Annotated in this window: 26 protein-coding genes; 11 read left to right on the top strand and 15 right to left on the bottom strand. The window is 69.1% G+C overall.

The window, feature by feature from the left end:
- Positions 1–4 precede the first annotated feature (4 nt).
- Positions 5–688 carry a TIGR02117 family protein gene (locus tag AC57B8_RS01290; protein ID WP_496478387.1) on the bottom strand — a complete coding sequence of 228 codons (684 nt, stop codon included), beginning with the start codon at positions 686–688 and terminating at the stop codon, positions 5–7.
- A 7-nt stretch (positions 689–695) separates the two neighbouring features.
- A complete protein-coding gene (gene dinB, locus AC57B8_RS01285) occupies positions 696–1,880 on the bottom strand; it encodes a DNA polymerase IV (protein ID WP_159273409.1) in 1,185 nt (394 codons plus the stop codon).
- Between the two features lie 169 nt (positions 1,881–2,049).
- Here dinB and AC57B8_RS01280 point away from each other — a divergent pair, with 169 nt between their 5' ends.
- A complete protein-coding gene (locus tag AC57B8_RS01280; RefSeq protein WP_390341795.1) occupies positions 2,050–2,901 on the top strand; it encodes an RNase A-like domain-containing protein in 852 nt (283 codons plus the stop codon).
- 20 nt (positions 2,902–2,921) lie between these two features.
- On the top strand, positions 2,922–3,200 hold the full coding sequence (locus AC57B8_RS01275; RefSeq protein WP_496478386.1) for a contact-dependent growth inhibition system immunity protein: 279 nt from the start codon (positions 2,922–2,924) through the stop codon (positions 3,198–3,200).
- A gap of 7 nt (positions 3,201–3,207) precedes the next feature.
- Here AC57B8_RS01275 and AC57B8_RS01270 read toward each other — a convergent pair whose 3' ends face one another.
- Positions 3,208–3,825 (bottom strand): YiiX family permuted papain-like enzyme, encoded by a 618-nt coding sequence (locus AC57B8_RS01270; RefSeq protein ID WP_496478385.1) that lies wholly within the window; start codon positions 3,823–3,825, stop codon positions 3,208–3,210.
- Positions 3,826–3,888: 63 nt separating this feature from the next.
- On the opposite strand from AC57B8_RS01270, the gene AC57B8_RS01265 reads away from it, so the two are divergent.
- Both AC57B8_RS01265 and AC57B8_RS01260 read left to right on the top strand, forming a co-directional pair.
- Positions 3,889–4,449, top strand: a complete 561-nt coding sequence (locus AC57B8_RS01265) for a putative glycolipid-binding domain-containing protein (RefSeq protein ID WP_495304967.1) — start codon at positions 3,889–3,891, stop codon at positions 4,447–4,449.
- A gap of 44 nt (positions 4,450–4,493) precedes the next feature.
- Positions 4,494–5,612 (top strand): hypothetical protein, encoded by a 1,119-nt coding sequence (locus AC57B8_RS01260; RefSeq protein WP_496478384.1) that lies wholly within the window; start codon positions 4,494–4,496, stop codon positions 5,610–5,612.
- On the opposite strand, the gene AC57B8_RS01255 is transcribed toward AC57B8_RS01260, so the two are convergent.
- Together AC57B8_RS01255 and AC57B8_RS01250 are read right to left on the bottom strand one after the other, a co-directional pair.
- A complete protein-coding gene (locus AC57B8_RS01255; RefSeq protein WP_496478383.1) occupies positions 5,609–6,601 on the bottom strand; it encodes a Bug family tripartite tricarboxylate transporter substrate binding protein in 993 nt (330 codons plus the stop codon). The genes AC57B8_RS01260 and AC57B8_RS01255 overlap by 4 nt on opposite strands.
- Complete coding sequence (locus AC57B8_RS01250; RefSeq protein ID WP_495273517.1) at positions 6,598–7,524, bottom strand: LysR substrate-binding domain-containing protein; 927 nt, start codon at positions 7,522–7,524, stop codon at positions 6,598–6,600. The genes AC57B8_RS01255 and AC57B8_RS01250 overlap by 4 nt, the downstream gene beginning before the upstream one ends.
- 118 nt (positions 7,525–7,642) lie before the next feature.
- Here AC57B8_RS01250 and AC57B8_RS01245 point away from each other — a divergent pair, with 118 nt between their 5' ends.
- The 3 genes from AC57B8_RS01245 to AC57B8_RS01235 are packed head-to-tail and all read left to right on the top strand — an operon-like array spanning position 7,643 to position 12,773.
- Positions 7,643–10,420: a tannase/feruloyl esterase family alpha/beta hydrolase gene (locus tag AC57B8_RS01245; protein WP_496478382.1), complete on the top strand. Its 2,778-nt coding sequence runs from the start codon at positions 7,643–7,645 to the stop codon at positions 10,418–10,420.
- Positions 10,417–11,769 carry an alpha/beta hydrolase family protein gene (locus AC57B8_RS01240; protein WP_496478381.1) on the top strand — a complete coding sequence of 451 codons (1,353 nt, stop codon included), beginning with the start codon at positions 10,417–10,419 and terminating at the stop codon, positions 11,767–11,769. The genes AC57B8_RS01245 and AC57B8_RS01240 overlap by 4 nt, the downstream gene beginning before the upstream one ends.
- 29 nt (positions 11,770–11,798) lie before the next feature.
- A complete protein-coding gene (locus AC57B8_RS01235; RefSeq protein WP_159275579.1) occupies positions 11,799–12,773 on the top strand; it encodes a tripartite tricarboxylate transporter substrate-binding protein in 975 nt (324 codons plus the stop codon).
- Between the two features lie 24 nt (positions 12,774–12,797).
- Here the strand turns inward: AC57B8_RS01235 and AC57B8_RS01230 are convergent, their stop codons facing one another.
- A complete protein-coding gene (locus AC57B8_RS01230) occupies positions 12,798–13,145 on the bottom strand; it encodes a hypothetical protein (protein WP_496478380.1) in 348 nt (115 codons plus the stop codon).
- 229 nt (positions 13,146–13,374) lie between these two features.
- Here AC57B8_RS01230 and AC57B8_RS01225 point away from each other — a divergent pair, with 229 nt between their 5' ends.
- Positions 13,375–13,815, top strand: coding sequence for a hypothetical protein (locus AC57B8_RS01225; protein WP_496478379.1), 441 nt, complete (start codon positions 13,375–13,377; stop codon positions 13,813–13,815).
- 36 nt (positions 13,816–13,851) lie between these two features.
- Here AC57B8_RS01225 and AC57B8_RS01220 read toward each other — a convergent pair whose 3' ends face one another.
- The 3 genes from AC57B8_RS01220 to AC57B8_RS01210 form a co-directional block, all read right to left on the bottom strand.
- Positions 13,852–15,009, bottom strand: coding sequence for an alpha-hydroxy acid oxidase (locus tag AC57B8_RS01220; protein ID WP_062478017.1), 1,158 nt, complete (start codon positions 15,007–15,009; stop codon positions 13,852–13,854).
- A 135-nt stretch (positions 15,010–15,144) separates the two neighbouring features.
- Complete coding sequence (locus AC57B8_RS01215; RefSeq protein WP_070062186.1) at positions 15,145–16,038, bottom strand: LysR substrate-binding domain-containing protein; 894 nt, start codon at positions 16,036–16,038, stop codon at positions 15,145–15,147.
- 30 nt (positions 16,039–16,068) lie between these two features.
- On the bottom strand, positions 16,069–16,650 hold the full coding sequence (locus AC57B8_RS01210) for a TetR/AcrR family transcriptional regulator (RefSeq protein WP_390341813.1): 582 nt from the start codon (positions 16,648–16,650) through the stop codon (positions 16,069–16,071).
- Between the two features lie 87 nt (positions 16,651–16,737).
- Between AC57B8_RS01210 and AC57B8_RS01205 the strand changes: the two genes are divergently transcribed.
- The gene (locus tag AC57B8_RS01205; protein ID WP_496478378.1) at positions 16,738–17,160 is read left to right on the top strand and encodes a nuclear transport factor 2 family protein; all 423 of its coding nucleotides are present in this window, start codon (positions 16,738–16,740) and stop codon (positions 17,158–17,160) included.
- A 73-nt stretch (positions 17,161–17,233) separates the two neighbouring features.
- On the top strand, positions 17,234–17,677 hold the full coding sequence (gene cynS / locus AC57B8_RS01200; RefSeq protein WP_095746510.1) for a cyanase: 444 nt from the start codon (positions 17,234–17,236) through the stop codon (positions 17,675–17,677).
- Positions 17,678–17,691: 14 nt separating this feature from the next.
- Here cynS and AC57B8_RS01195 read toward each other — a convergent pair whose 3' ends face one another.
- From AC57B8_RS01195 to AC57B8_RS01180, 4 genes are all read right to left on the bottom strand, one after another.
- Positions 17,692–18,456, bottom strand: coding sequence for an SDR family NAD(P)-dependent oxidoreductase (locus AC57B8_RS01195; protein WP_495268202.1), 765 nt, complete (start codon positions 18,454–18,456; stop codon positions 17,692–17,694).
- 161 nt (positions 18,457–18,617) lie between these two features.
- Positions 18,618–19,220 carry a Pr6Pr family membrane protein gene (locus tag AC57B8_RS01190; RefSeq protein ID WP_496478377.1) on the bottom strand — a complete coding sequence of 201 codons (603 nt, stop codon included), beginning with the start codon at positions 19,218–19,220 and terminating at the stop codon, positions 18,618–18,620.
- A 13-nt stretch (positions 19,221–19,233) separates the two neighbouring features.
- Positions 19,234–19,593, bottom strand: coding sequence for a DUF1161 domain-containing protein (locus AC57B8_RS01185; protein ID WP_496478376.1), 360 nt, complete (start codon positions 19,591–19,593; stop codon positions 19,234–19,236).
- 153 nt (positions 19,594–19,746) lie between these two features.
- On the bottom strand, positions 19,747–21,981 hold the full coding sequence (locus tag AC57B8_RS01180; protein ID WP_095949616.1) for an NADP-dependent isocitrate dehydrogenase: 2,235 nt from the start codon (positions 21,979–21,981) through the stop codon (positions 19,747–19,749).
- Positions 21,982–22,148: 167 nt separating this feature from the next.
- Between AC57B8_RS01180 and AC57B8_RS01175 the strand changes: the two genes are divergently transcribed.
- A complete protein-coding gene (locus AC57B8_RS01175) occupies positions 22,149–22,955 on the top strand; it encodes a hypothetical protein (protein WP_496478375.1) in 807 nt (268 codons plus the stop codon).
- An 18-nt stretch (positions 22,956–22,973) separates the two neighbouring features.
- On the opposite strand, the gene AC57B8_RS01170 is transcribed toward AC57B8_RS01175, so the two are convergent.
- Both AC57B8_RS01170 and AC57B8_RS01165 read right to left on the bottom strand, forming a co-directional pair.
- The gene (locus AC57B8_RS01170) at positions 22,974–24,287 is read right to left on the bottom strand and encodes a CynX/NimT family MFS transporter (RefSeq protein WP_487849144.1); all 1,314 of its coding nucleotides are present in this window, start codon (positions 24,285–24,287) and stop codon (positions 22,974–22,976) included.
- 5 nt (positions 24,288–24,292) lie between these two features.
- The gene (locus AC57B8_RS01165; protein WP_095949614.1) at positions 24,293–24,973 is read right to left on the bottom strand and encodes a FadR/GntR family transcriptional regulator; all 681 of its coding nucleotides are present in this window, start codon (positions 24,971–24,973) and stop codon (positions 24,293–24,295) included.
- Positions 24,974–25,076 lie beyond the last annotated feature (103 nt).

Raw genomic sequence — 25,076 nt, 5'->3', positions numbered from 1 at the left:
ATCGTCAGGGCTGCAGCACGGGCTGCAGATGCCACGTCACGTTGAAGTCGAAGGGCGTCCATCGGCTCACCGTGACGCCCGCCTGGCGCAGGCCGCGGCCGGTCCAGGTGTTGCAGGTCTCGAACAGGTGGTAGCTGCCCCGGGCTTCGTAGAAGGCATCGTCGTTCGCGTAGTGCGCACCCGCGATCGGCGTCGCGCGGCCTGAAGGCAGCGTGGCGCGCACGTAGGCCACTAGCTGCGCGTACTGCGCCTGCGAGAGCGGGAGCTTGTAGGCCCCGCGCCGTAGCTGCGCGCGCTGCAGGTAGGTCACGTGCAGCAGCGAGCGATTGCCACCCGACAGTGCCCCGAAGGCGCGCGCGGCCGTCAGGTCGCCCCAGGTCGGCGTGTGCAGGTAGAACTCGCGGTCGCCCCAGCCGATGGCGACGAACTCGGCATCGGGCGGCGGCGCCTTGAAGTCGGACAGTGGAAAGAGCTGCTGCCAGTCGACGATGGCCGAGCGGACCGGAAACACCAGGTCGGTGTGCACGCCGTTGCTCAGCACCCAGGCCTCGACGGTCGCAGGCTCGGCCGGCGGTTTCGCGTTGGCCGGCAGGAAGACCAGCACGCAGGCCACCGCCACGTACAGCGTGATGGCCAGCAGAAATCCCAGCAGGGTGAGGGCGATGCGTCTCAGCCAGCGTCGAATCATGGTGGTGTCAGAAGAGCGACGCCGTGGTCGCCACCGGCGCCGCGCTGCGAGCGTTGCCAGCGGGCGCCAGCGCCTCCGGGCTGCCGGCCTTGGCCAGTGCGCCCACGCGCACGCCCAGGAGGCGCAGCGGCCGCTCCAGCGGCACGCGCTTCAAGCACTGCCCGCCGACCTGGCGGATGGTCTTGCCGTCGTCGGTGAAGCGGTCGATGGTCTGGTCGCGCGTGGCGATCTTGAAGTCGTCGTAGCGCAGCTTGATGCCGATGGTCTTGCCCACGTAGCCCTTGCGTTGCAGGTCTTCGGCCAGCTTCTCGCACAGGTGCGTGAAGATCGCGCCCAGCTCGGCGCGGTCGCGCACCGCGTGCAGGTCGCGCTCGAAGGTGGTCTCGCGGCTCATCGACACGGGCTCGCTCTCGGTCACCACGGGGCGGTTGTCGCGACCCCAGGCCACCTCGTGCATCCACGCGCCCGTGGCCTTGCCGAAGGTGTCGATGAGCCAGCCGCGCTCGCGCGCCGCCAGCTGGCCCACGGTCTCGATGCCGAAGCGCTTGAGCTTCTCGTCCGCCTTCGGGCCGATGCCGTTCACCTTGCGGCAGGGCAGGGGCCAGATGCGGCTTTCGAGGTCGTGCTCGTAGACCACCGAGATGCCGTTGGGCTTCTCGAACTCGCTGGCCATCTTGGCGATGAGCTTGTTGGGCGCCACGCCGATCGAGCAGGTCAGGCCCGTGGCGTCGAAGATCGATTTCTGGATCAGCCGCGCCAGCGAGCGCCCGCCGTCGCGCTGGCCGCCGGGCACGTCGGTGAAGTCGATGTACACCTCGTCCACGCCGCGGTCTTCCATGAGCGGTGCGATGTCCAGGATCACCTGCTTGAAGGTGCGCGAGAAGCGCCGGTACTCGTCGAAATCGACCGGCAGGATCAGCGCCTGCGGGCACAGCTTGGCGGCCTTCATGAGCCCCATGGCCGAGCCGATGCCGAACTGCCGCGCGGGGTAGGTGGCGGTGGTGATCACGCCGCGCCCCGTGTAGTCCTTCAGGCGCGGAAAGGCCTCGATCGGAATGTCGGCCAGCGTGGCGCCCTCGGGCAGTTCGCGGATCGCCTCGTCGACGCGGCGCCGTCCGCCGCCGATGACCACCGGCAGCCCCTTGAGCTGCGGGTAGCGCAGCAACTCGACGGACGCGTAGAACGCGTCCATGTCGAGGTGGGCAATGCGGCGGATCGGAGGGGCCGGGGGCGGCACGGGCTGGAAACTCACGGTGACAATTGTCTCGCTCTCCGGGCATGTTCGCCCGCCCCCGTGTCGCGTGCAAGAATGCGGCGGAATTTCAATCCCCACGCAGGTGGTGAACGGAAAGGAATGCACGATGGGTGACGACGAGGTGGAAGGCGGCCTGTCGGTCGCGCTGACGCCGGTGCAGATGGCGGCGGTGCTCGGCGGCGAAGACGTGCCCGAGTCGGCCAGCCTCAGCAACCGGCTCTGGGGCACGGCGGCGCTGATCGGCGGCGTGATCGAACTGGTCGGCGCCGGCGTGCTGTGCGTCGCGCCCGAGCCCACCATGGCCAGCAAGGTCGGCTGCGTGGTGCTGGGCGCGCACGGCAGCGACGTCACCGCCACGGCCGCGCGCCAGATCTGGACCGGCCAGACGCAGCGCACCGCCACCGCGCTCACCGCCGACGCCACCGCGCAGGCGCTGGGCGCCTCGCCCGAAACCGGCGCGCAGGTGGGGCTCGCGGTCGACGTGGCGGTGCCGCTCTTCGTGGCCGGCGGGCTGGCCGCATCGCGCGTCATCGCGGTGCGCGCGAGCCGCTTCAAGCTCGAGCCCGTGCGGCTCATCGAGCACGAGGGCATTGCGGGCTCCAAGGCCGGCGGCCACACCATCCGCGAGCACGTGGGCAAGTCGGCGCAGGAACTGTTCGACCGCTTCGCGAAGAAGCCCAGCCTGCAGCGCTCGTCGTCGTTCTTCGACCTGGCCACCGCCGAGTCGGCCATCAGCCAGACCGTGCGCGCCAACGCCCGGGCCATTCGCGCGTGGTCGCGCTCCGCGGCGGTGGGCTCCAAGCCCGTGGCCTTCGAGCACGACATCGCCGCCGTGGTCGGCATCGGCGTGCAGCGCGGCAGCACCGCCGTGAGCCAGCTCACCAAGGTGCGCGTGACGCTGAACATGCGCACGTACAACGGCAAGCCGTTCTACATCCTCACCGCCCATCCGTTCTGATTTTTCCTCACGACCCCACGATGCGATTCGAACTGATCGACCACCTCACCAAGGTCTACTTCGGCCAGGACGCCGACATCCTCTTCGGCGAAACCGGCGCCGAGATCATGGCCTCGTACCGCGAGTCGAGCACCGAGGCCGAACTGGCCGCATTGCGCGCCGAGATCGCCGACTACCTCGGTTCGCACGAGGACCTCGAAGCGGCGTTTGCGCGCGACTTCTCGCGCGACTACATCCCTGAAGATTTCGGCACGCCGGCCAGGCAGTTTCTCGACAGCGTGCTGGCTGCGGTGCGGTAGCGGGCCGTCAGCGCGATTCGACCGTCACCAGCAGCGGCGAGTCGAACATCGCCACGGGCGAGATCACCGGCTCGTCCATGGGCACGGCGTCGCCGTAGCGCTCGCGCATCTTGGCGCGCACGGCCGGGTCGGCGAGGTTGAAGCTGCGGATCTTCTGCAGCTCGCCGATGCGCACGCCCAGCGCGCGGTCGTACAGCTTCCACACCAGTTCCGAGCAGTAGATGCGCGAATCCGACCATTCGAAGGTCAGGTCGTACGGGCGGCCCGTGAAGTCCGAGGTGCGCGCATGCAGGCGCGCCACGGCGCCGGGCGTGAGCCGCGTGTCGGCATCGCGCAGCCGCTTCACCACGTAGCGCCCGCCGTTGCCGCGCGCCGTCCATTGCGCCAGCGGCGTGTAGCGCACCGTCGAGACGGCCTCGAACACGTAGGGTTTGCCCTCTCGCAGCAGCACGATGCCCATGTGGCTGTAGCGCGAGCCGGTGGCGCGCTGCACGGCCAGGCTTTGCGCCGAGCGCGAGGTGTGGAAGACGATGTCGCCGTCTTTCAGTGCGGTGGCCGCATGGCCTGCGCCGGCTGTCAGGAGGGTGAAAAGGGCAGACAACGACGTGTAAAGGGCTTTCGACATGCAGGGCATTTTGCGGGATGCCGCTTGCGCCCCGCGGCATGCCGGTGCCATGATCCGCGCCATATGCAAACCGTCGCCTCCATCCTCTGGCGCAGGCTCGATGCACCGGGCCACGATGCCTGCCGCCTCGAACGCAATGCCTCGGCCTGGCAACTCGACGGCGCCGCGGTGTTCCGCACCGAAGGCGGTCGCATCGCCCAGCTGCACTACCGCGTGCGCTGCGACCTGCTCTGGCACACGCAATGGGGCACGGTGCGCGGCTGGCTCGGCGAGTCGGCCATCGACCTGTCGATCACGCGCGACGCGCGCGGCCACTGGAAGCTCAACGACGAAGCCGTGTCCGACATGTCGCATTGCGTCGACCTCGACCTGGGCTTCACCCCCGCCACCAACCTGCTGCAACTGCGCCGCCTGAACCTCGCCCCCGGCGAAAGCGCCGACGCGCCGGCGGCCTGGGTCGACATCGAAGACGGCGGGCTCAGCGAGCTGATGCAGCGCTACGAGCGGCGCAGCGACAGCACGTACGCGTACGAGGCCAAGCGCTTCGATTACGCGGAGGTGCTGGGCGTCACGGCGGATGGGTTCGTGAGCGACTATCCGCGGCTCTGGCGCGCGGAGGACTGACCCGTTGCTTGGAGTTGTCGGGCGCTGCGCCTGAACGCAGCGGCATGGGCTTTTTGAGTTTCGTTTTCAACGCAGCCACCGTGCTGCTGCTGATGGTCGGCGTCGTGATCGTCGGCGTCGTCCTGCTGCGGGTCTTCGGGGCGCTGGAGCGGCGGATGGACTCCCGCGCGGCCGGGCGTTTCTTCAAGTTCACAGGCTACTTCACGCTGGCGACCTGCGTTGTTGCGCTGGTGGGCGGCTTCGTTCTCTACGTGACGCGCGCGCCGGACAAGGCGGAACTCGAACGGGGCATGGCCAAGCTCTTCACCTACCCGTCCAACCGCATCCGCATCGATCTGAACGATGTCAGCGACGCGCAGCGCCAGGAACTGGTGCGCGCACTGCAGCCGCTGATGAAGAGCACATCGCGCGAGTTCTACCAACGCGTCACCACGCGCCGCGGCGGTTACGACGTCGAGGCGACGCTGCCGAGCTACTACCGGCTGACCGCTGATCGCCTGGAGATCGCCACGGGCGAGAGCTTCGGCAACGGCAGGACGATGCCCGTGCTGTTCCCGCAGGTGCTGGCGCACGCGGCCAACGCCGCCACCGTGCCGACGCTGCCTGCCGAGATCGACGCGCAGATCGTGGCGGGCGACCAGGCACCGGTCCCGTTGTCGCTGGTGTCGAAGACCGCCGAGCTGATGGTGCTCACGCGCCAGACGCTGCGGGGCACGCAACCCTTGCCCGCGCCCTGCCTGATGGCGATCCAGGCGCAGGTGCCCACCGATCACTTCGAGTGGCTCTTCGGGGCCGACCGGAACGGCCTGGGCAAGGACGTGCGCTTGCAGGTGAACGCCGTGCCCGGCGTGCTGCCGGCCGGCACGTACGAACTGCGCCAGCTGACGTTGCTGGGCTCGGAGCGCAAGCGCGTGCTCTGGGAACGGGCGGCCGCGCAGGGGCATGTCTCGGTGCAATTGGGCCTGGCACCTGTCGGCCTGCGCGAGAGCCCCGGCTGCGAGGCCCGTCTGCTCAAGCAGCTCGACCGCGCATGGACCGTGATGGCGTTGCGCAACGTGTCGCCCGCACTGGCCAGCGCGGTGAAGCAGGTCGACATCGAACAGCGCCCGTCACGCTTCAGCCCCTGGTACGCGGGCTTCGGCTGGGTGGCCGCGCAGCCTTAGTCGAACTGCGCCCGCGCCCCCGCCACCAGCGCGCGGTTGCGCCGCCGATCCGCCGCAATCTCCTGTGCGAAGTCCTCGATGCTCCCGCCGGCCGGCAGGTTGTAGGCCTCGCGCAGGCGCGCGCGCAGCGGGTCGCCTTGCAGCAGCCGGTTGATCTCGGCGTTGAGGCGCTGCACCACCGCCGTCGGCGTGCGCGCGGGCGCGAAGATGCCGAAGAGCGAATCGCGGTTCGCCTTCTCGTAGCCCAGCTCCGCGAGCGTGGGCACCGCAGGCAGCGCCTCGATGCGCGCGGGTGCGCCGACCGCCAGCGCCTGCAGCCGGCCGCTCTCGATGTACTGCAGCTGCTGCGCCGCGACGTTGGTCGACAGCACCTCGAACTGCCCGCCCAGCGCATCGTTGAGCTGCGGGCCGCCGCCTTGGTAGGGGATGTGGGTGATGTCGGTGCGGCTTTGCAGGCGCACCTGCGCGAGCACCATGTGGCCGATGGTGGCCACGCCCGAGGTGGCCCAGCGCACCGCGCCGGGCTGGCGGCGCGCCAGCGCGATCAGTTCCGCAAAGCCGCGGCCCGCGAAGGCCGGCGTGCCCACGACCAGCACCGGCGTGCGCATCACGCTGGCCACGGGCACGAAGGCGCGCAGCGGGTCGTAGGGCGCGCGCGCGAGCAGCGGGTGCAGGGTGAGCGGGCTGATGGCCGAAAAGGCCAGCGTGTGGCCATCGGGCGTGGCGCGTGCGAGCGCATCCATGCCCAGGCTGCCGCCCGCGCCGGCGCGGTGTTCGATGAGCACCGGCACGCCCAGCGACTGCGCCAGCGGCTCGGCCAGCGCGCGCGCCATGCCATCGCTCACGCCGCCCGGCGGGTAGACCACGATCAGGCGCACGGGGCGGCTGGGCCAGGGCGACGAAGCTGCGTGCGACAGGTGCGGCAACGCGCACGCAGCCGCGAAGCCGATGCGTTGCAGGAAATGGCGGCGCAGCAGCGGCAGGGTCATGCGGCGGGCTTCCCCTCGGCCAGCCCGCGCAGCAGCGCCGCGAAGTGCCGCGCTGGCAGGTTGTCTTCGTCGGCGCGTGACACCAGCGTGAGCGGCGCGTCGAGCTGGCCGCCGTCGGCCAGCCGCGTGTAGGCGATGGCGTGCGCGTGCACGCCGGTCATCGAGGTCGGCACCACCGACAGGCCGACGCCCGCGGCCACGAGGTTCAGGTTGGTCATCATGCGATCGACTTCGGCCACCACGCGTGGGCGCAGGCCCTGCGCGTGGCACAGCGCGAGCAGCTCGGCATAGAGGCCGGGCGCGCCCGGGCGGCGCACGAGGATGATGCCTTCTTCACAGAGTTTCGACAGCGGCAGCGGCTTCGCCGGCTTCTTGCCGTTGGCAGGCGGCGCGAAGCGGTGATCGCTCGGCATCGCGACCCACACGGGCTCGCGCAGCAGCGTCTCGAACACCAGCCCCTCGGGCCGCGCCACCGGCACGCGCAGCAGGCCGCAGTGCAGCCGGCCCGCGGCCAGCGCCTCGGTGAGCTCGGCGGCGTTGTCCTCGCGCAGCTGCAGCTCCACGCCGGGGTGCGCGCGGCGAAAGGCGCGCAGCGCCTCGGGCATGAAGCGGTGCGCCGCGGCCGAGCTGGTGAAGCCGACCGCCAGCGTGCCGGTCTGGCCCTGGGCTACGCGCGCCATGCGCTGCTTCATGGCCTCCATGTCCTGCAGCATGCGCAGCGCCTCGGCCTGGAACAGCCGGCCGGCATCGGTGAGCGCCACGCCGCGCGGATGGCGCTTGAACAGCAGCACGCCCAGCTCGCGCTCCAGCGCCTTGATCTGCAGGCTCAGCGGCGGCTGCTGGATGCCCAGCTGCTCGGCGGCGCGCGTCATGTGGCCGGTGCCGGCCACGGCCACGAAGTACCTCAGGGCGCGTATGTCCATATGTTTTTTGTATTGAATAGGCCTTGTTATTTTATTTGACCCTAGGTCACACGGAATCTATCGTCCGGCCGCCTATTCAAAAAGCAGTCCACCGAGGCTGCATGCCGGAGACAAATCCATGCGCACACCGCGCCCTGCCTCGAAGTTTCGTGTCGTCGTTGCGCTGATCGGCGCGTCGTTGGTCCTGGCCGCCTGTGGTGGCGGCAGCGGGGGAGGAGGAAGCCCTGGCTTCTTCCTGCCGACCGCGCCGCCCGCCAGCGGCGACACCCCGCCAGCCGAGGAGCCGCCCGGCACGGTGCCCCCGCCCGTGGTGCCCGTCGTGGCCTGCGTCGACCTGGCCGGCAAGAGCCGGCCCGCCGCGCTGATCAGCCTGCCCACGCAGGGCGCCACCGTCACCAGCGCCACGCCCGTGGCCGCCGGCGACGCGGGCAACACGCTGGGCGACTATTGCCGCGTGCGCGGCACCATCGCGCCGGTGGACCCGGCCTCGCAGCTCATCCACTTCGCGGTCAACCTGCCCGAGCAGTGGAACCAGAAGACCATCCACTTCGGCGGCGGCGGTTTCGACGGCGTGCTGATCGACGGCACCGAGGTCATCCGCTTCGGCCCCGCCGGCAAGCCCGCGCCACTGGCGCTGGGCTACGCCACCTACGGCGACGACTCGGGCCACCAGTCGAGCAGCATCACCGACGGCAAGTTCGCGGCCAACGACGAGCAGCTGGCCAACTACGGCGGCCAGTCGCTCAAGAAGACGCGCGACGTGGCGCAGGCGCTGGTGTTCGCGCGCTACGCAGTCAAGCCCAGGCACGCCTACTTCCTCGGCACCTCGACCGGCGGGCGCGACGCGCTGAGCTACATCCAGCGCTGGCCGCAGGACTACGACGGCGTGATCGCCAACGAGCCCGCGCTCAACTACACCGGCACGCGCCTGTCGAACGTGGCGGTGGGCCGCGCGCTATACAACGACGGCGGCAAGGGCTGGCTCAACCTGACGGAGACGCTGCTGGTACAGAAGGCCGCGATGCAGGCCTGCGACAAGCTCGACGGCGCGATCGACAACATCGTGAGCAATGTGGAGAGCTGCCGCCAGCTGAACACGCAGATCCTCGCGTCGCTGCGTTGCCCCAACGGCGCGGACACGGCGGACACCTGCCTGTCGGACGCGCAGATCGACACGGTGCACGCCATCGAATCGCCGCTCGAGTTCGCGACGTACTCGCTGGCCAACGGCGTGAAGCGCGCGGGCGGCTACAACCTCCTCGAAGGCGCGCTGGTGGCCGGCCCGTACACCACGCGCGACCTCGGCACGCGCAAGGCGCCGGGCAACCCCGCCACCTCGGCCGACGCCAACATGTACGTCACGGGCGACCAGTGGGTGAAGTTCTTCGTCACGCGCGATGCCGGTTTCAACACGCTCACCTTCGATCCGCAGAACCCCGGCGCGTACGCGGCGCGGGTGGCCGAGGTGTCGAAGCTCACCGACGCGACCGATCCGAACCTCGCGCCCTTCTTCGCGCGCGGCGGCAAGCTGATCATGCTGCACGGCCTGGCCGACGAGGTGATCAGCCCCAACTCGACCATCGACTACTACCGGCAGCTCGTCGCCACGCTGGGCCAGGCCGCGGTCACGCAGAACGTGCGCTTCTACACCGTGCCCGGCATGGGCCACGGCACCGGCAGCTTCATTCCCAACTGGGACTCGCTCGCGGCGCTCGAAGGCTGGGTCGAGGCCGGCCTCGCGCCCGCCACGCCCGTGGCGGTGGACGCCGTGGCCGGCAGCTACGGCCGCACGCGCCCGCTGTGCCAGTTTCCGTCGTGGCCCAGGTACCGCGGCAGCGGCAGCCTCGATGCGGCCGTCAACTACAGCTGCGTGACCGAGGTCGGCGACCCGCTGGCCTGCCCCAACCTGCCGGCGAGCGCAACGCGCTACAAAGGCGGCAACAGCTTCGGCGAGGAACTGCAGGTGCAGATCGACCCGGCCACCATGGCCTACACCGTGACCATCGACGCGAGCCACGTACCCACGCGGGTCGGCACGCAGCGCAGCGGCTCGCTGGTGTCGCAGGGCAGCTGCAGCTACGCGAGCGGCGAGAGCGGGGCGGTGTTCAGCTTCGGCGCCGGCGGCGTGCTGCTGGGCGGCGTGAACCCGCCGAGCGGCAGCGGCTTCTCGCCGCTGGTGGCGTTCCAGAACACCTTCCAGAACGTGTCGCCGTCGACGGACTTCCGCTCGGTCTCGCTGATCTTCAATGCGGCCGGCGTGGAGCAGCTCGGCGCGGGTACCACGGCGGCGTTCTCGTCGACGGGGCGGCTGCGCAATGCGGGCACCTTCCAGTTCTGCCGCAGCCCGGCGTCGAACAGCTTCATGACCTACGACCAGACCTGCAAGAACACCGAGAAGGGCTACCTCAGCTACAGCACGGCGCGCGGGGCCTTCGACATGTACACGACCTCGACCTCGTCGAGCGGCACCGCCGAGACCGAGGGCGGCACGCTCACCGGCTCGGTGGTGATCGGGCTGGTCAACGGCGTGTCCACGCCGCTGTACCTGCGCCGCGTGGCCACTGCCGTGCCGGCGGCCGACACCTCCAGCGGCGCGGCCACCGTCATCCAGCCGGGCCTGCGCCTGCTCGCGGTGCAGCAGACGCTGATGCCCGGCGCGGCCGATGGCAGCTACGCCGTGGCCAGCGTGAAGGGCGAGAGCCGCGAGGCCACCGTGGTCGGCACGGCCTTCAACCTCGGCGGCGCGGCCACCACGCTGGGCTACGACACGCCGGTGCTCGGCGTGGCGCAGGCCGGTGCCGGCCGGCCGGGCCATCTCATCTTCAACAGCGGCGTCGTGGCCTTCGTCTCCACCGATGGAGCGAACGCGGCGCTGGACCTCGGAGTACGCCATTGAAAAAATACCTCTCGCAACTTGCCGCCTTCGCTTGGCTGAGTGCGGCGCCGCTGCTGTCCGCGCACGCGGCACTTGCCACTGCGCCCAAGCCCACGGCCTGCCCGTCGCCCGTGCCGGAGACCGCGCGCTGCTACACCGGTGAAGACGGCGCGGGCTCGTTCTACTGGATCGCCATTCCGAAAGACTGGCAGCGCGGCGTGCTCGTGATGCATGCGCACGGCGGGCCCGAAACCGGCGCGCCCAAGCTCGCGCGCAGCGAGGAAGACCTCAAGCGCTGGGCCATCACCGTGAAGGCCGGCTATGCCTGGGCCGGCTCCACTTACCGGCGCGGCGGCTACGGGGTGACGATGGCGGCCGAAGACACCGAGCGGCTGCGCCAGATCGTCGTGCGCCACTTCGGCCAGCCCCAGCGCACGCTGCTGCACGGGCAGAGCTACGGCGCGGGCGTGGCGGCGAAGGCGGCCGAACTGTATGCGCCCGTGGGCGATGCGAAGTCGCCCTACGACGGCCTGCTGCTCACCAGCGGCGTGCTCGGCGGCGGCAACAGCGCCTACGACTTCCGGCTCGACCTGCGCGTGGTGTACCAGTACGTCTGCCGCAACCATCCCAAGCCCGATGAGCCGCAGTACCCGCTGTGGATGGGCCTGCCGATGGACGCGAAGCTCACGCGCGCCGACCTCGCGGCACGTGTCAAGGACTGCACTGGCGTCGGCACGCCGGCCGCGCAGCGCACGTCCGAGCAGGCGGCGCGGCTGAAGACGATCCTGTCGGTCGTGAAGATCCCCGAGCGCTCGCTCGTCGGCCACCTCAACTGGGCGACGTGGCTGTTCCAGGACCTCGTGCAGCAGCGCCTGAAGGGCCGCAACCCCTTCGGCAACATCGGCGTGGTCTACAGCGGCTCGGCCGACGATGCGGCGCTCAATGCCGGCGTGCAGCGCTACGCGGCCGACCCGCAGGCCCAGGGCGCACTCGCGGCCGACAGTCAGCCCACCGGCCGCACCTCGCTGCCCACCGTGGGCCTGCATGCCATCGACGACCCCACGGCCTTCGTCGAACTCGAGAACGCCTACCGCCGCATCCGCAACGCGGCCGGCACCGGCGGGCACCTGGTGCAGAGCTTCAGCGCCGAGCGCGAGCACAGCTACCTCAGCGATTCGGAATACCCCGCGCTCTTCGGTGCATTGCTCGACTGGATCGACAAGGGCGAGAAGCCCACGCCCCAGAGCCTGGCGCAGCGGTGCGTGGCGCTCATGCCGCGCTACGACACCGACGGCAAGAACGGCTGCCACATCCAGCCCGAGTGGCAACCCCCGACGCTCGAAAGCCGTGTGCCTTCGCGCGCGCCCTGAATTTCTTTTTGACCTTGACGGAGACTTCCATGAAAAAACTGTTCGCCCTCGCGGCGATGGCCTTGGCTGTGTGCGCCCACGCGCAGGACTTTCCCGCGGGCAAGCCCGTGACCATCGTCGTGCCCTTCGCGGCCGGCGGCCCGACCGACCGCGTCGCGCGCGACCTCGCCGAGGCGCTGCGCAAGCCGCTGGGCGGCGCCAGCGTCATCATCGACAACGTGCCCGGCGCGGGCAGTTCCATCGGCGCGGCCAAGGTCGCGCGCGCCAACCCCGACGGCTACACGCTGCTGCTCAACCACATCGCGATGGCGACCGTGCCGACGCTGGTGCGCAACGTGCCGTTCAAGGTCGAGACCGACTTCGAGTACCTGGGCATCGTCAACGACGTGCCCATGACGCTCATCGCCAAGCCCAGCCTGCCGGCCACCAACTACAAGGAGCTGACCGCCTGGATCGCCACCAACAAGGGCAAGATCAACCTGGGCAACGCAGGCATCGGCTCGGCCTCGCACCTGTGCGGTTTGCTCTACCAGAGCGCCACGAAGACCGAGATGACGCCCGTGCCCTACAAGGGCACGGCACCCGCCATCACCGACCTCATCGGCGGCCAGATCGACCTCTTGTGCGACCAGAGCACCAACACCTCGCCGCAGATCGAGGCGAAGAAGGTCAAGGCCTATGCCGTGACCACGCCCAAGCGCCTGACCACGCCGCTCTTGAAAGACCTGCCCACACTCGACGAGGCCGGCCTGAAGAACTTCCAGGTGACGATCTGGCACGGCCTGTACGCGCCCAAGGGCACGCCCGCGCCGGTGCTCAAGAAGATCAGCGATGCGCTGAAGGCAGCACTGAAGGACGCCGACTTCATCAAGCGCGAGGAAGCGCTCGGCGCCGTGGTCGCCACCGACGGGCGCATCGAGCCCGAGGGGCACAAGAAGTTCGTGGCGGCGGAGATTGCAAAGTGGAGCCCGATCATCAAGGCGGCGGGGGTGTACGCGGACTGAGCTTGTCGGCCGCGCGCATCGCGCTCAGAGCCCGTGGATGGCAACGGTGGCCCAGAAGGCGACCCACACGCCGATCAGCCCCAGCAGCGCCATGACGGTGACGTAGGCAATGAAGTACGTCACGCGTCTTGCGATGCTGGGGGTGGCTGGAACCTGCCACCAATAGATCAAGCCAGCCCACAACAGCAGGGCGCAGGCGATGAGGGCTACACCGGTCCCCGTCAATGTCAGGATCTGGCGTCGCGCCAGTCCGGTGAGCAGGACGTTGAGGACCGGGATCGAAACGGCCCACGTGAGCGCGCTCAGCACCGGCCGCAGGCCGGCATTCATCGAATCGCGTCGCGCGGTGCTGCGTGAGTTCTGTACTGTCATTTTTCTCTCCCTGTTGGACCGTTGTGGCCTCCTCAAAATCTTAGGGAGAGCTGTCTCATGCACATGCAGCAGGTCGCGCTGGAATCAGCAATGACCGTGACGCAAGTGGTTTGCTTGCCGTGGCAATCGCAAACCGATCGTGAACGAGTTAGCCCTACCGCATCGAATGCACCAGGGCGCAGCTCAGAGCCATTACCCTCGTCGATCCTGTTCATCAGAAATCGGCTCCATGAGCTTCAGCATCTACTACGACGCAAGACGAGACAGTCCCCTGACCCGCGAGGAAGCGCAGCGCCTGGACGCGATCGTGACTGCCTTCGACAAAGTCGACGAAGCCGACCGCCATGCGCATTCAGGTAAGGGCCTCAACTGGGAGACCTTCACGCTCTACGAGGCGTCCGGACTCACCGGGGGAAAGGTACTGGAAGGCGCCACGAAACTCCCCGACAACAAGGCGTTCGCCATGCACAAGGGGGCCAGCCACTGGGTGGCCTGCCTCAACCGGATTCGCCGCGAAGTGCTGCCGGATGCCAGGTGGAGCGTGAGCATCGATGACAGGATGCTGTTCTGGAACGACAAGAGCGGCTGGCACGACGAGGCATCGGACGGGCTGGCGACGCTCTGGCTGGGCTGCCTGTTGAGCGCGCCGTTCCGACGGTTCACGAAGTGAGCGGGTAACCGTCGGGCGTGGCCCTGCCAGACCGCGTCAGAACGTCCCCGGCAACAGGATGTCCGACTTCACATCGTCGATCTGCGTGCGACCGCAGAAGGCCATCGTGATGTCCAGTTCCTTGTGGATGATCTGCAGCGCGCGCGTCACGCCTTCCTGGCCGTAGGCGCCCAGGCCGTACAGGAAGCTGCGGCCGATCAGCGTGCCGCGTGCGCCGAGCGCGCGGGCCTTGAGCACGTCCTGGCCGCTGCGCACGCCGCCGTCCATCCACACTTCGATCTGGCTGCCCACGGCATCGGCGATGGCCGGCAGCGCGGCGATGGAGGAGGGGGCGCCGTCGAGCTGGCGGCCACCGTGGTTCGACACGATGAGTGCGTCGGCGCCACTGGCCACGGCCAGGCGTGCGTCTTCTTCGTCCATGATGCCCTTGAGGATCAGCTTGCCGCCCCAGCGCTTCTTGATCCATTCGACGTCCGCCCAGCTCAGGGCCGGGTCGAACTGCTCGGCGGTCCACGACGACAGCGACGACAGGTCTTTCACGCCCTTGGCGTGGCCGGCGATGTTGCCGAAGGTGCGGCGCTTGGTGCCCAGCATGCCCATGCACCAGCGCGGCTTGGTCGCCAGGTTGATGAGGTTCTTGATGGTGGGCTTGGGCGGCGTCGACAGGCCATTCTTGATGTCCTTATGGCGCTGCCCGAGGATCTGCAGGTCGAGCGTGAGCTGCAGCGCCGACACGTTGGCGGCCTTGGCGCGGTCGATCAGGCGTTCGATGAAGTCGCGGTCCTTCATCACGTAGAGCTGGAACCAGAAGGGGTGGCGGTCGGTGTTCTCGGCAATGTCTTCCAGCGAGCAGATGCTCATGGTCGAGAGCGTGAACGGGATGCCGAAGGCCTTGGCGGCGCGCGCGCCCAGGATTTCGCCGTCGGCGTGCTGCATGCCGGTCAGGCCCGTGGGCGCGATGGCCACGGGCATGGCGACCTCCTGGCCGATCATGGTGGTGCGGGTGGAGCGGCCTTCCATGTTCACGGCCACGCGCTGGCGCAGCTTGATCTTCTGGAAGTCGCTCTCGTTGGCGCGGTAGGTGCCCTCGGTCCAGGCGCCGGAGTCGGCGTAGTCGTAGAACATCTTCGGCACGCGCCGCTGGGCGATCGCCCGCAGGTCTTCGATGCAGGTGATCTTGGAAAGGTCGGGCACGGGGGAGGTCTCCTGGCTGGTGTTATTGAGGTCAAGGCGGGCCGGCTACGCAGGCCACGGCAGCGCCGGGGGTCGAGTCTGCAGGGGAAACGCGCCGGCGACCTGAAAAAAGCCCACACCCCGGCTGAAAATTATTCAGCCCGGCTCGCGCAGCGCCTGGCGCAGCCATTCGACGAAGGTGGCGCACTCCCAGCGTTCCATGGTGCCGGGGCGCCAGCACAGGAAGTAGGCGTTGGGCGAGGGCGCGCTGTGCGGCGACAGGCGCACCAGCCGGCCGTTGTCCAGCCAGGCGCGGCCCAGCCGCAGGTGCATGAGCACCACGCCGAAGTCTTCGGCGGCCGCATCGAGCGCCAGGCCCAGGTCGTTGAACTGGTGGCCCACGGCCGGCTCGGGCAGGCCGATGCCGCAGGCCTTGAACCAGATGCGCCACGACTCCAGCGGCGTGCGCAGCATCTGCACGCGCGCCACCTCGGCATCGGTCGAGAAGTGCTGCTCGAAGGGGCCGTGGCGTTCCAGGTAGGCCGGGCTGCACACCGGCGAGACGTCGTCGGCCAGCAGCTGGCAGAACTCGCGGTCGTGGAAGGGGCCGGTGCCGAAGCGCAGCTCGATGTCGGCGTCTTCGGCCGTGAAGTTGCGCACCGGCATGGTCACCTGCAGCATCAGCTCGATGGTCGGGTAGGCGTCGCGGAACTCGGCCAGCCGGGGCAGCAGCATCTGGCGCGAGAAGGTGGGCGTGACCGCCACGCGCAGCCGCCGCACCTGCGACGCGGGCTCGCGCCCTGGCACCTGCTGCAGCGCCGCAATGGCCTCGCGCACGCGCGCCAGGTAGGCCACGCCGTCGGCGCTTAGGCCGAAGTCGTTGCCCGTGAAGAGCTTGAGCTCGAGCTGCGTCTCGAGCTGGCGGATGCGATGGCTCACAGCGCTGGGCGTCACGCTGAGCTCCTCGGCCGCCAAGTTCACGCTGCGCAGCCGCGCGACGGCCTCGAAGGCCTGCAGGCCCTGGGTCGAGGGAAGTCGCGTCGATGCCATGTGTTTTGGGAAGGAGTGAGCGATGCGATGTTATCGAAGGGCGACCAGCGCATCGAGCAGCCGCCGCAGGTCGTCGACCGCCTCGCGCGCCAGCGCCGCATCCCCCATCTGCGCCTTGACGATGGCGCCGTCGACGCCCAGGGCGGCCGCCTGTGCAATGGCCATGCGCTGCGGGCCGTCGGGCAACAGGCCGGCGATCACCTCGACCATCTCGCGCTTGTGCTCGCGCGCGATGTCGGCGGCACCGGCCACGCTGGCCCCCACTTCCACCACCGAGTTGATGAAGGCACAGCCCCGAAACAGCGGGTCGGCGAACCACTCGGCCATCACGTCGGCCAGCACCGGCAGCGCCTGCCCCTGCGCGATGTGCTGCTGCGCGTCGCGCCGGCCCAGCGCATCGACGAACCAGGCCATCCACACGCCATGCCGATGGTCGAGAAAGGCGCGCACCAGGTCGTCCTTCGAGGGGAAGTGCCGGTAGAAGGTGACCTTGGTGACGCCCGACGCGGCGATCACGCGGTCGATGCCGGTGGCGCGGATGCCGTCGGCATAGAAGAGCTCGTGCGCCGTGAGCAGGATGCGCTCGCGCGCGGGCAGTGCAGAGATGTCCATGCGGCGATTGTAGGCATGTAGACAGGTCTGTCTACTCATGGCACATTGCGGGCCTTCATCACTTCATTTCTTGACTGAAAGACCGCCATGGAATCCCGCCCGCCGCTGCCGCCCTTCACCCTCGAATCCGCCCTCCAGAAAGTCCAGGCCGCCGAAGACGCCTGGAACTCGCGCGACCCCGTGCGCGTGAGCCTGGCCTACACGCCCGACACCGAATGGCGCAACCGCGCCGACTTCGTCAACGGCCGCGCGCAGGTGGTGGAGTTCCTGTCGCGCAAGTGGGAGCGCGAGCACGACTACCGCCTGAAGAAGCAGCTGTGGGCCTTCATGGACAACCGCATCGCGGTGCGCTTCGAGTACGAATGGCACGACGCCGCGGGCCAGTGGTTCCGCAGCCATGGCAACGAGAACTGGGAGTTTGCGCAGAACGGCTTGATGCAAAGGCGCTACGCGAGCATCAACGACCAGCCCATTGCGGAGTCGGAGCGCAAGTTCCGCTGGGAGCGCTGAGGCGCAGGGGCCGACAACGGGCATGCCTGTTGCTTGCCCTGTCGCATCCCTTCATACCCAGGAGCCAAGCCGCATGAACCGCAACGACGTCACCGAGAAGATCATCACCGTGAAGGTGTCCAAGGGCATCCAGTGGGCCGACGTGGCCAAGAAGGTCGGCCTGTCGAAAGAGTGGACCACCGCCGCCTGCCTCGGCCAGATGACGCTCGACGACAAGCAGGCCAAGGTCGTCGGCAAGATCTTCGGCCTCACGCCCGAGGAGCAGAAGTGGCTCCAGGTCGTGCCCTACAAGGGCTCGCTGCCCACGCCCGTGCCCACCGACCCGCTGATCTACCGCTGGTACGAGGTGGTGAGCGTGTACGGCACCACCATCAAGGAACTGATCCATGAAGAGTTCGGCGACGGCATCATGAGCGCCATCGACTTCAGCATGGACATCCAGCGCCAGCCCGACCCGAAGGGCGACCGCGTCAACGTGGTGCTGTCGGGCAAGTTCCTGCCGTACAAGAGCTACTGACGTTCGGCGCTCAGTCAGTACACCGGTGCCGCCGGCTTCGGCCGCGGCGTCGGAGCCGGGCGCCAGCCGGGGCCGGCCATGCCGTAGCGCGCGCCCTCGATCGCCCCGGCAATGGCGCGCGCCACGCCCTCGACCGGCGTCGTCAGTCGCCGCCGCGTGCGCATGCGCTCGAAGGCGTAGCTGTCGGCGATGCGCTCGGCCAGCGGGTCGGCGGCCTCGGCCACGTCGGGGCTCACCAGCGAGACTTGCACGCGCCCCGCGTGTTCCCGCCGCAGCCCTTCCGAAATGGCCTGCACCGCGTACTGCGTGCCGTGGTAGACGGCCGAGTCGGGCGTGGCGCCGCCCATGGCCACTGGCGCGACGTTGACGATGTGGCCCCAGCCCTGCTCCTGCATCGTGGGCAGCACAGCCGCCACGCCCAGCAGCATGCCGCGCAGGTTGACGTCGATCATCAGCTCCCACTCCTCGATCTTGCGCTGCCACAGCGGCGACAGCGGCATCACGCCGGCGGCGTTCACCAGCACGTCGATGCGGTCGTGCGTGTCGAGGGCGAACTCGGCAAAGGCCTCCATGTCGGGCCGGTGCGTCACATCGAGTCGCCGGAAGCTCGCCGAGCCGCCGGTGGCGTTGATCTCGGCCGCGAGCGCCGCGAGCCGTTCGGTGCGGCGCGCGCCGAGCACCACATGGGCGCCGCGCCGCGCGAGCCGCCGCGCCGTCGCCTCGCCGATGCCGCTGCTGGCGCCGGTGACGAGAACCACTGTGTCCTGGATTGCACTCATACAAAACTCCTCATGCGGGTCGATGCGCCACGGCGCGAAGGGTGCGCCGGGCATGCAGAGGAGTCTCGGGGCGAAGGGGCCGGAGGCGGTATCCGGATCGAACGAGGTTTTTGCCTGATCCTGCGAAATGCAGAAACAGGCGGGTCGTGCGCGGGGCCGCGTCAGGCGCGCCGGCCCAGCCGGTTCCCCAACGCCAGCAACCCCCATCCCGCCAGCCCGAAGGTCAGCGCGATGCCTGCGGCATAGACGGCCACGCCGCCGTAGCCGCCGACGTTGGCGGGGTTGAGGAAGGGGTAGGGGTACCAGCCCGTGCGGCTGCCGCGCACCAGCGTGTAGACCAGGTAGGCCATCGGGAAGACCAGCGTCCACAGCAGTTGCCGGCCGCCGAGGCGCGTGCGCGGCGGTTGCAGCAACCAGTCGAGCAGCACGACGCACGGCATGACGTGGTGCAGCAGCGTGTTGATCCACGGCCGCAGCGCGCCGAGGTCGACGTCGCGCAGCAGCAGCGAGAAGACGATGCCGACCACCACCATGTTCACGGCTGAGATGGCGCGCAGCCCCTCGTCGGGCCCCGTGGACGCCGGCCGCCAGAGGCGGCGCGCCCCCAGCACCAGCACGATCGCCGCGAACAGGTTCGAGAGGTTGGTGAAGAAGCTGAAGAAGTTGACGACGTCGAAGCCCATGCGGACATGGATCGCCAGCTGCCAGCCGATCGCCACCAGGGTCAGCAGGCCGAAGAAGAGGCGCAGGGCGGACCAGGCCATGGGATGCCGGTCCTCAGGGCCTGCAGCTGCCGCCCATGGACACCGAGCCGTCCTTGCATTCGGTGAGGATGGGCTCGCCGCGCGACGCGGGCGCCGAGGTGGCGCTCGGGGGCGGCGAGGCCGCGCCGCCTTCGCGCTGGTAGACGATCTTCTTCGTGCCCAGCTCGCAGCTGCCCACCACCTGTCCGCTCGCCGTGGCGGCGGCATCGATGGTGACGACGCTGAAGTTCGTCACGCCCGACGCGGCGATCTTGGCCTCGATCTGGGCGCGCAGCGTTTCGCAGTTGCTCGGGCTCGGGCTCTGGGCATGGGCGTTGCCGGCGGCCATGAGCAGGGGCCAGGCGGCGGCAACAGCAAGCCAATGGCGTTTCATGAGGGGCCTGCCTTTCTTTCTTGCGTGCAGTGGGGGCGGGAGAAATCGGAGTCTAGTCGTGCACAAAGACCAACGGCCCGCCGCGCGAGCGACAGGCCGTTGGTGTGGGCACTTCCGGGCCTGGTCAGGCCCGGGAGGCGCAACGCAGCGGGATCAGACCGCCGGTGCCAGCACCGCGTTCAGCGTGGCACTCGGGCGCATCACGGCTTCGTACTTCTTCGGGTCGGCCAGGTAGTAGCCGCCGATGTCCACGGCCTTGCCCTGCACGGCCGCGAGTTCGTCGACGATCTTCTTCTCGTTGGCGGTGAGCGCTTCGGCCAGCTTCTTGAACTTGGCCTGCAGCTCCTTGTCCTCGGTCTGCGCGGCGAGTTCCTGGGCCCAGTACATGGCCAGGTAGAACTGGCTGCCGCGGTTGTCCAGCTGGCCGGTCTTGGGCGACGGGTTCTTGTTGTTGTCCAGCAGCTGGCCGGTGGCGGCGTCGAGCGTCTTGGCCAGGATCTTGGCCTGCGCGTTGCCGGTCTTCAGGCCCAGGTCTTCCAGGCTCACAGCCAGCGCGAGGAATTCACCGAGCGAGTCCCAGCGCAGGTGGTTTTCTTCCACCAGCTGCTGCACGTGCTTGGGGGCCGAGCCGCCCGCGCCGGTCTCGTACATGCCGCCGCCGGCCATGAGCGGCACGATCGACAGCATCTTGGCCGAGGTGCCCAGTTCCATGATGGGGAACAGGTCGGTGAGGTAGTCGCGCAGGATGTTGCCGGTGGCGCTGATGGTGTCCAGGCCGCGCACGACGCGCTCCAGCGTGTAACGCATGGCGCGCACCTGGCTCATGATCTGGATGTCCAGGCCCGTGGTGTCGTGCTCGTGCAGGTACATCTTGACCTTGGTGATCAGCTGCGCCTCGTGCGGGCGGTAGGCGTCGAGCCAGAACACGACCGGCATGCCGGAGTTGCGCGCGCGGTTCACTGCCAGCTTCACCCAGTCGCGGATCGCGGCGTCCTTGACCTGGCACATGCGCCAGATGTCGCCCTTTTCCACGTCTTCGCTCATCAGCACTTCGCCGGTGTCCAGGTCGGTGATGTTGGCCACGCCGTCTTCGGGGATCTCGAAGGTCTTGTCGTGCGAGCCGTACTCTTCGGCCTTCTGGGCCATGAGGCCGACGTTGGGCACGGTGCCCATGGTCTTGGGGTCGAAGGCGCCGTGCCACTTGCAGAAGTTGATGATCTCCTGGTAGATGCGGGCGAAGGTCGATTCGGGCATCACGGCCTTGACGTCCTTCAGGCGGCCGTCGGCGCCCCACATCTTGCCGCCGTTGCGGATCATGGCGGGCATGGAGGCGTCCACGATCACGTCGTTGGGCGAGTGGAAGTTGGTGATGCCCTTGGCCGAGTCGACCATGGCCAGCTCGGGGCGGCCTTCGTGGCAGGCGTGCAGGTCGCGCTTGATCTCGTCCTGCGTGCTCTGGGGCAGCGTGGCGATCTTGTTGTACAGGTCGACCATGCCGTTGTTGACGTTGATGCCCAGCTCGTCGAACAGCTTGCCGTGTTTCTCGAAGGCTTCCTTGTAGAAGATCTTCACGCAGTGGCCGAACACGATGGGGTGCGAGACCTTCATCATCGTGGCCTTCACGTGCAGCGAGAACATGACACCGGTCTTGTGCGCGTCTTCGATTTCCTTTTCATAGAAGGCCAGCAGGGCCTTCTTGCTCATGAACATGGAGTCGATGATCTCGCGGTCGAGCAGGGCGACCTTGGGCTTGAGCACGATGGTCTTGCCGCTCTTGGTGAGCAGTTCCATCTTGACGTTGCGGGCGCGGTCCAGCGTCATGGACTTTTCGCCGTGATAGAAGTCGCCGCCGTGCATGTGCGAGACGTGCGAGCGCGAGGCCTGGCTCCACTCGGCCATGCTGTGCGGGTTCTTGCGGGCGTATTCCTTCACGGCGCGGGGCGCGCGGCGGTCGGAGTTGCCTTCGCGCAGCACGGGGTTCACGGCGCTGCCGGTGCACTTGTTGTAGCGCGTGCGGATGTCCTTGTCCTCGTCCGAGGTCGGGTTCTCCGGGTAGTCGGGGATCTTGTAGCCCTTGCCCTGCAGTTCCTTGATGGCCGACTTGAGTTGCGACACCGAGGCGCTGATGTTGGGCAGCTTGATGATGTTGGCTTCAGGCTTGAGCGTGAGCTTGCCCAGTTCGGCCAGGTTGTCGGGCACCTTCTGGTCGTCGCTCAGGAACTCGGGGAACTCGCCCAGGATGCGGGCGGCCACCGAGATGTCGCTCGTCGTCACGTTGATGCCGGCCGGAGCCGTGAAGGCGCGCACGATGGGCAGGAAGGCGTAGGTCGCCAGCAGGGGCGCCTCGTCGGTGAGGGTGTAGACGATGGTGGGTTGCTTCGTGCTCATGCGCTTGCTTCCGTAGGTTCTGGGTTGTCGAGAGGGCTGAAATTTCATTGGGCGAAATGGACTTTCGCCGGAGCCCCCCATTGTCGCCCGGTCGGGCCGGGGCGCGGCCGGAGAAACCCCGATGACCCCTCTGCCAGGGCTTCCCGCGATGGCTACCATTGCGCCCCATGAAAAAGCTGCCTCTTGCCGGGATCGTCGGTCTTCTCGCGTCGCTGCCGGCCGGCCCCCTGCTCGCCGCGCCTGCCGCGCAGGTCTTCGTGGCCGTCAAGGCGCCCGAGGCCGTCGATGCCATGTGGCGCGCCCACCTGTGCGCCTTGCTGCCCCAGCCCTGCGATGCGCAGGCGCTGAAGCTGCACCGCCCGCGCGACGGCGGCGCGCCCGACGACTACCTGCTCACCTCGGAAAAGCCCCTGGCCATGGCGCGCCTGAAGCGCGACGCCGGCACCGGCGGCTGGCAGCTCGCGCAGCTGCACGATTTCTCGACTTACGTGGCCTCGCAGCAGCGCGACCGCCGCAGCACCGACCCCGAGCTGCACCTGGCCCTCGCGCCGGTGCTCTACCCGCTGGCCGAGGGCCGCTGGGCCGTGGCCGTGACCCAGCACGAAGCGGAAAGCTATTCGGGCGGCGGCGCGTCCTATGTGACGGCCGACTTCGTGCCGCTGGACACGCCGCCCGGGCAGCGCGCCAAGGCCGCGCGCGAGGGCATCCCGTACTGGTGCTCGCGGTCGATCCGCGCCTGCTTCAGCGAGAAGGAATACAAGACCTCGAAGCACTGCCACGACGAAAGCCGCGGCAGCCTGCGCATCGCCTACGACGCACCGGCGAAGGCCGGCGGTCCCTATGTGTGGCGCTACACCTGGCTGCAGAGCGAGTGGCCGGCGCACACGGGGCCGGCCGGCAACAAGCGCACCAGCGTCGACTTCACGGACGACAGCGCGCAGAAACCGACCGCCTGCGACGGCGGGCTGCAGTAGGCAGGCAGCAGCAGCGGATCAGTGCCGCGGTACCGTCACCGCGCCCACGTGCAGCGTGCGCCCTGCGCCCAGCCCCGCCATGACCAGCACCACGCCCAGGCCGACGAACAGCCACGCCGAGGCGCGGAAGCTGCCGGTCCAGCCGTGCAGCAGCCCGGCCAGCAGCGGGCCGAAGGCCGCCACCATGTAGCCCACGCCCTGCGCCATGCCCGACAGGTGCGCGGCAATGTGCGAATCGGGCGAGCGCAGCACGATCATGGTGAGCGCCAGCGCGAAGGTGCCGCCCTGCGAAATGCCCAGCACCACGGCCCAGGTCCACATGCCGCCGGGGGCGTCCAGCGGCGCGAACAGCATGGCCAGCATGGCCGCCACCGTCATCGCCGACAGCACCACCGCCAGCGCGCGCTGGTTGCGCAGCTTCACGGCCAGCGCCGGCACCACGAGGCAGGTCACGACCTGCGTCATGACCGACAGCGACACCACGTAGCCGGCCATTTCGCCGCTGAGCCCGCGCTCGCGCAGGATCGGCGCCAGCCAGCCCATCACGATGTACGCCAGGGCCGACTGCAGCCCCATGAAGAAGGTCACCTGCCAGGCCAGCCGGTCGCGCCACAGGCCGCGCACGGTGAAGCCCGATTCGCTCGCCACCGGCTTGAGCGGCAGCGCCTGCGGCGCCCAGATGAACGTGACCAGCGCGGCCGGCACGGCCCACATGGCGAGCGCCAGCGTCCAGCCGCCGCCCAGCGCGTGCTCCAGCGGCACCGTCAGGCCCGCGGCGCTGGCGGCGCCGCCGCACACGGCCATGGTGTACAGGCCCATCATCAGCGCGGCCTGCTTGGCGAAGTCGCGCTTCACCAGGCCCGAGAGCAGCACGTTGGACACCGCGATGCCGCTGCCCGCGATGGCCGAGGCCAGGAACAGCAGCGGGATGTTGCCGGTGCCGCGCAGCACCGTGCCCACGCCGATCAGCACCATGCAGCCCAGCAGCGTGCGTTCGGTGCCGAAGCGGCGCCCGAGCCAGGGCGCCATCGGCGCGAACACGCCCAGGCAGACGATCGGCAGCGTGGTCAGCAGGCTGGCCGCGGTGGCCGACAGGCCCGTGGCGCGGATGATTTCCGGCAGCACCACCGACAGGCTGGCGAACACCGGGCGCAGGTTGAAGGCGATGAGCACCACCGTCAGGCCCAGCAGCAGCCGGCGGCCCCGGCTGGGCGTCGGCGTGGGGCGCGGCGCGGGCAGGCTGTCGACCTCGGCGTCGATCAGCAGTTCTTCGGCGCCCGATGGCGCCGCCTGGGTGCGCGCGACGGTGGCAGCACCCGTGGGCAAGGTCATCGCGCTCATGCCGTGCCCAGTGCGAGCGCGTTGAGCGTCGGCGCCATCAGCTCGCGCACGGCGGCGGCGGCGCGCTCGGGGTCGCGGCTGGCAATGCCTTCGACGATGGCGCGGTGCGCCGCCTCGTCGGGCTCGGGCAGGCTGGCGCTCAGCGTGCTGGCGATGGTTTCCTTGATGTAGCCGGTGATGAAGCGGCAGGTCTCGACCAGCGCCAGGTTGCCCGACACATCGACGATGGCCAGGTGAAAGGCCAGGTCGCGCTCGATGAAGGCCGCGCCGCCGTCGGCCAGGTCGGGCTGGCCGCGCTTGTCGAGCAGGGCGTTCAACCGGCGCAGGTCTTTCGCGGTGTGGCGCACGGCGGCGAGCCGGGCGGCCTCGACCTCGAGCGCGCGGCGCACCTCGAACTGGTCGCGCAGGCTGGCCAGGCGCAGCTTCTGCAGGCTGGCCGAGGGGTCGAAGCCCGAGCGCACGTACGTGCCCGAACCCTGCCGCACTTCGAGCAGGCCGCGCGAGACCAGCGTCTTCACCGCCTCGCGCACCGTGCCGCGGCTCACGCCCAGCAGCTGCGCCAGCTGGGGCTCGATCGGAATGCGCGAGCCGATGGGCCAGCGGCCCGCCGCGATTTCGGTGCGGATGCTGTTCGCGGCGGCGTCGGCCAGGGAGGTGCGGGGCGGTTGGACGAGCATGGGATCAGGGCGGCTTATTCATTCAATGATTGGATGAATTTAACCACTGTCAAAAAGACGCGGTCGGCGGGAGGGGCATGAGGCGGCGCGGAAGGGGGCCCGG

The organism is Variovorax sp. BGA-UO-ETr-C22 (assembly GCF_059567965.1).
The sequence above is the reverse complement of the archived record's forward strand: the minus strand, read 5'-3'. Positions and strand labels throughout refer to the sequence as shown.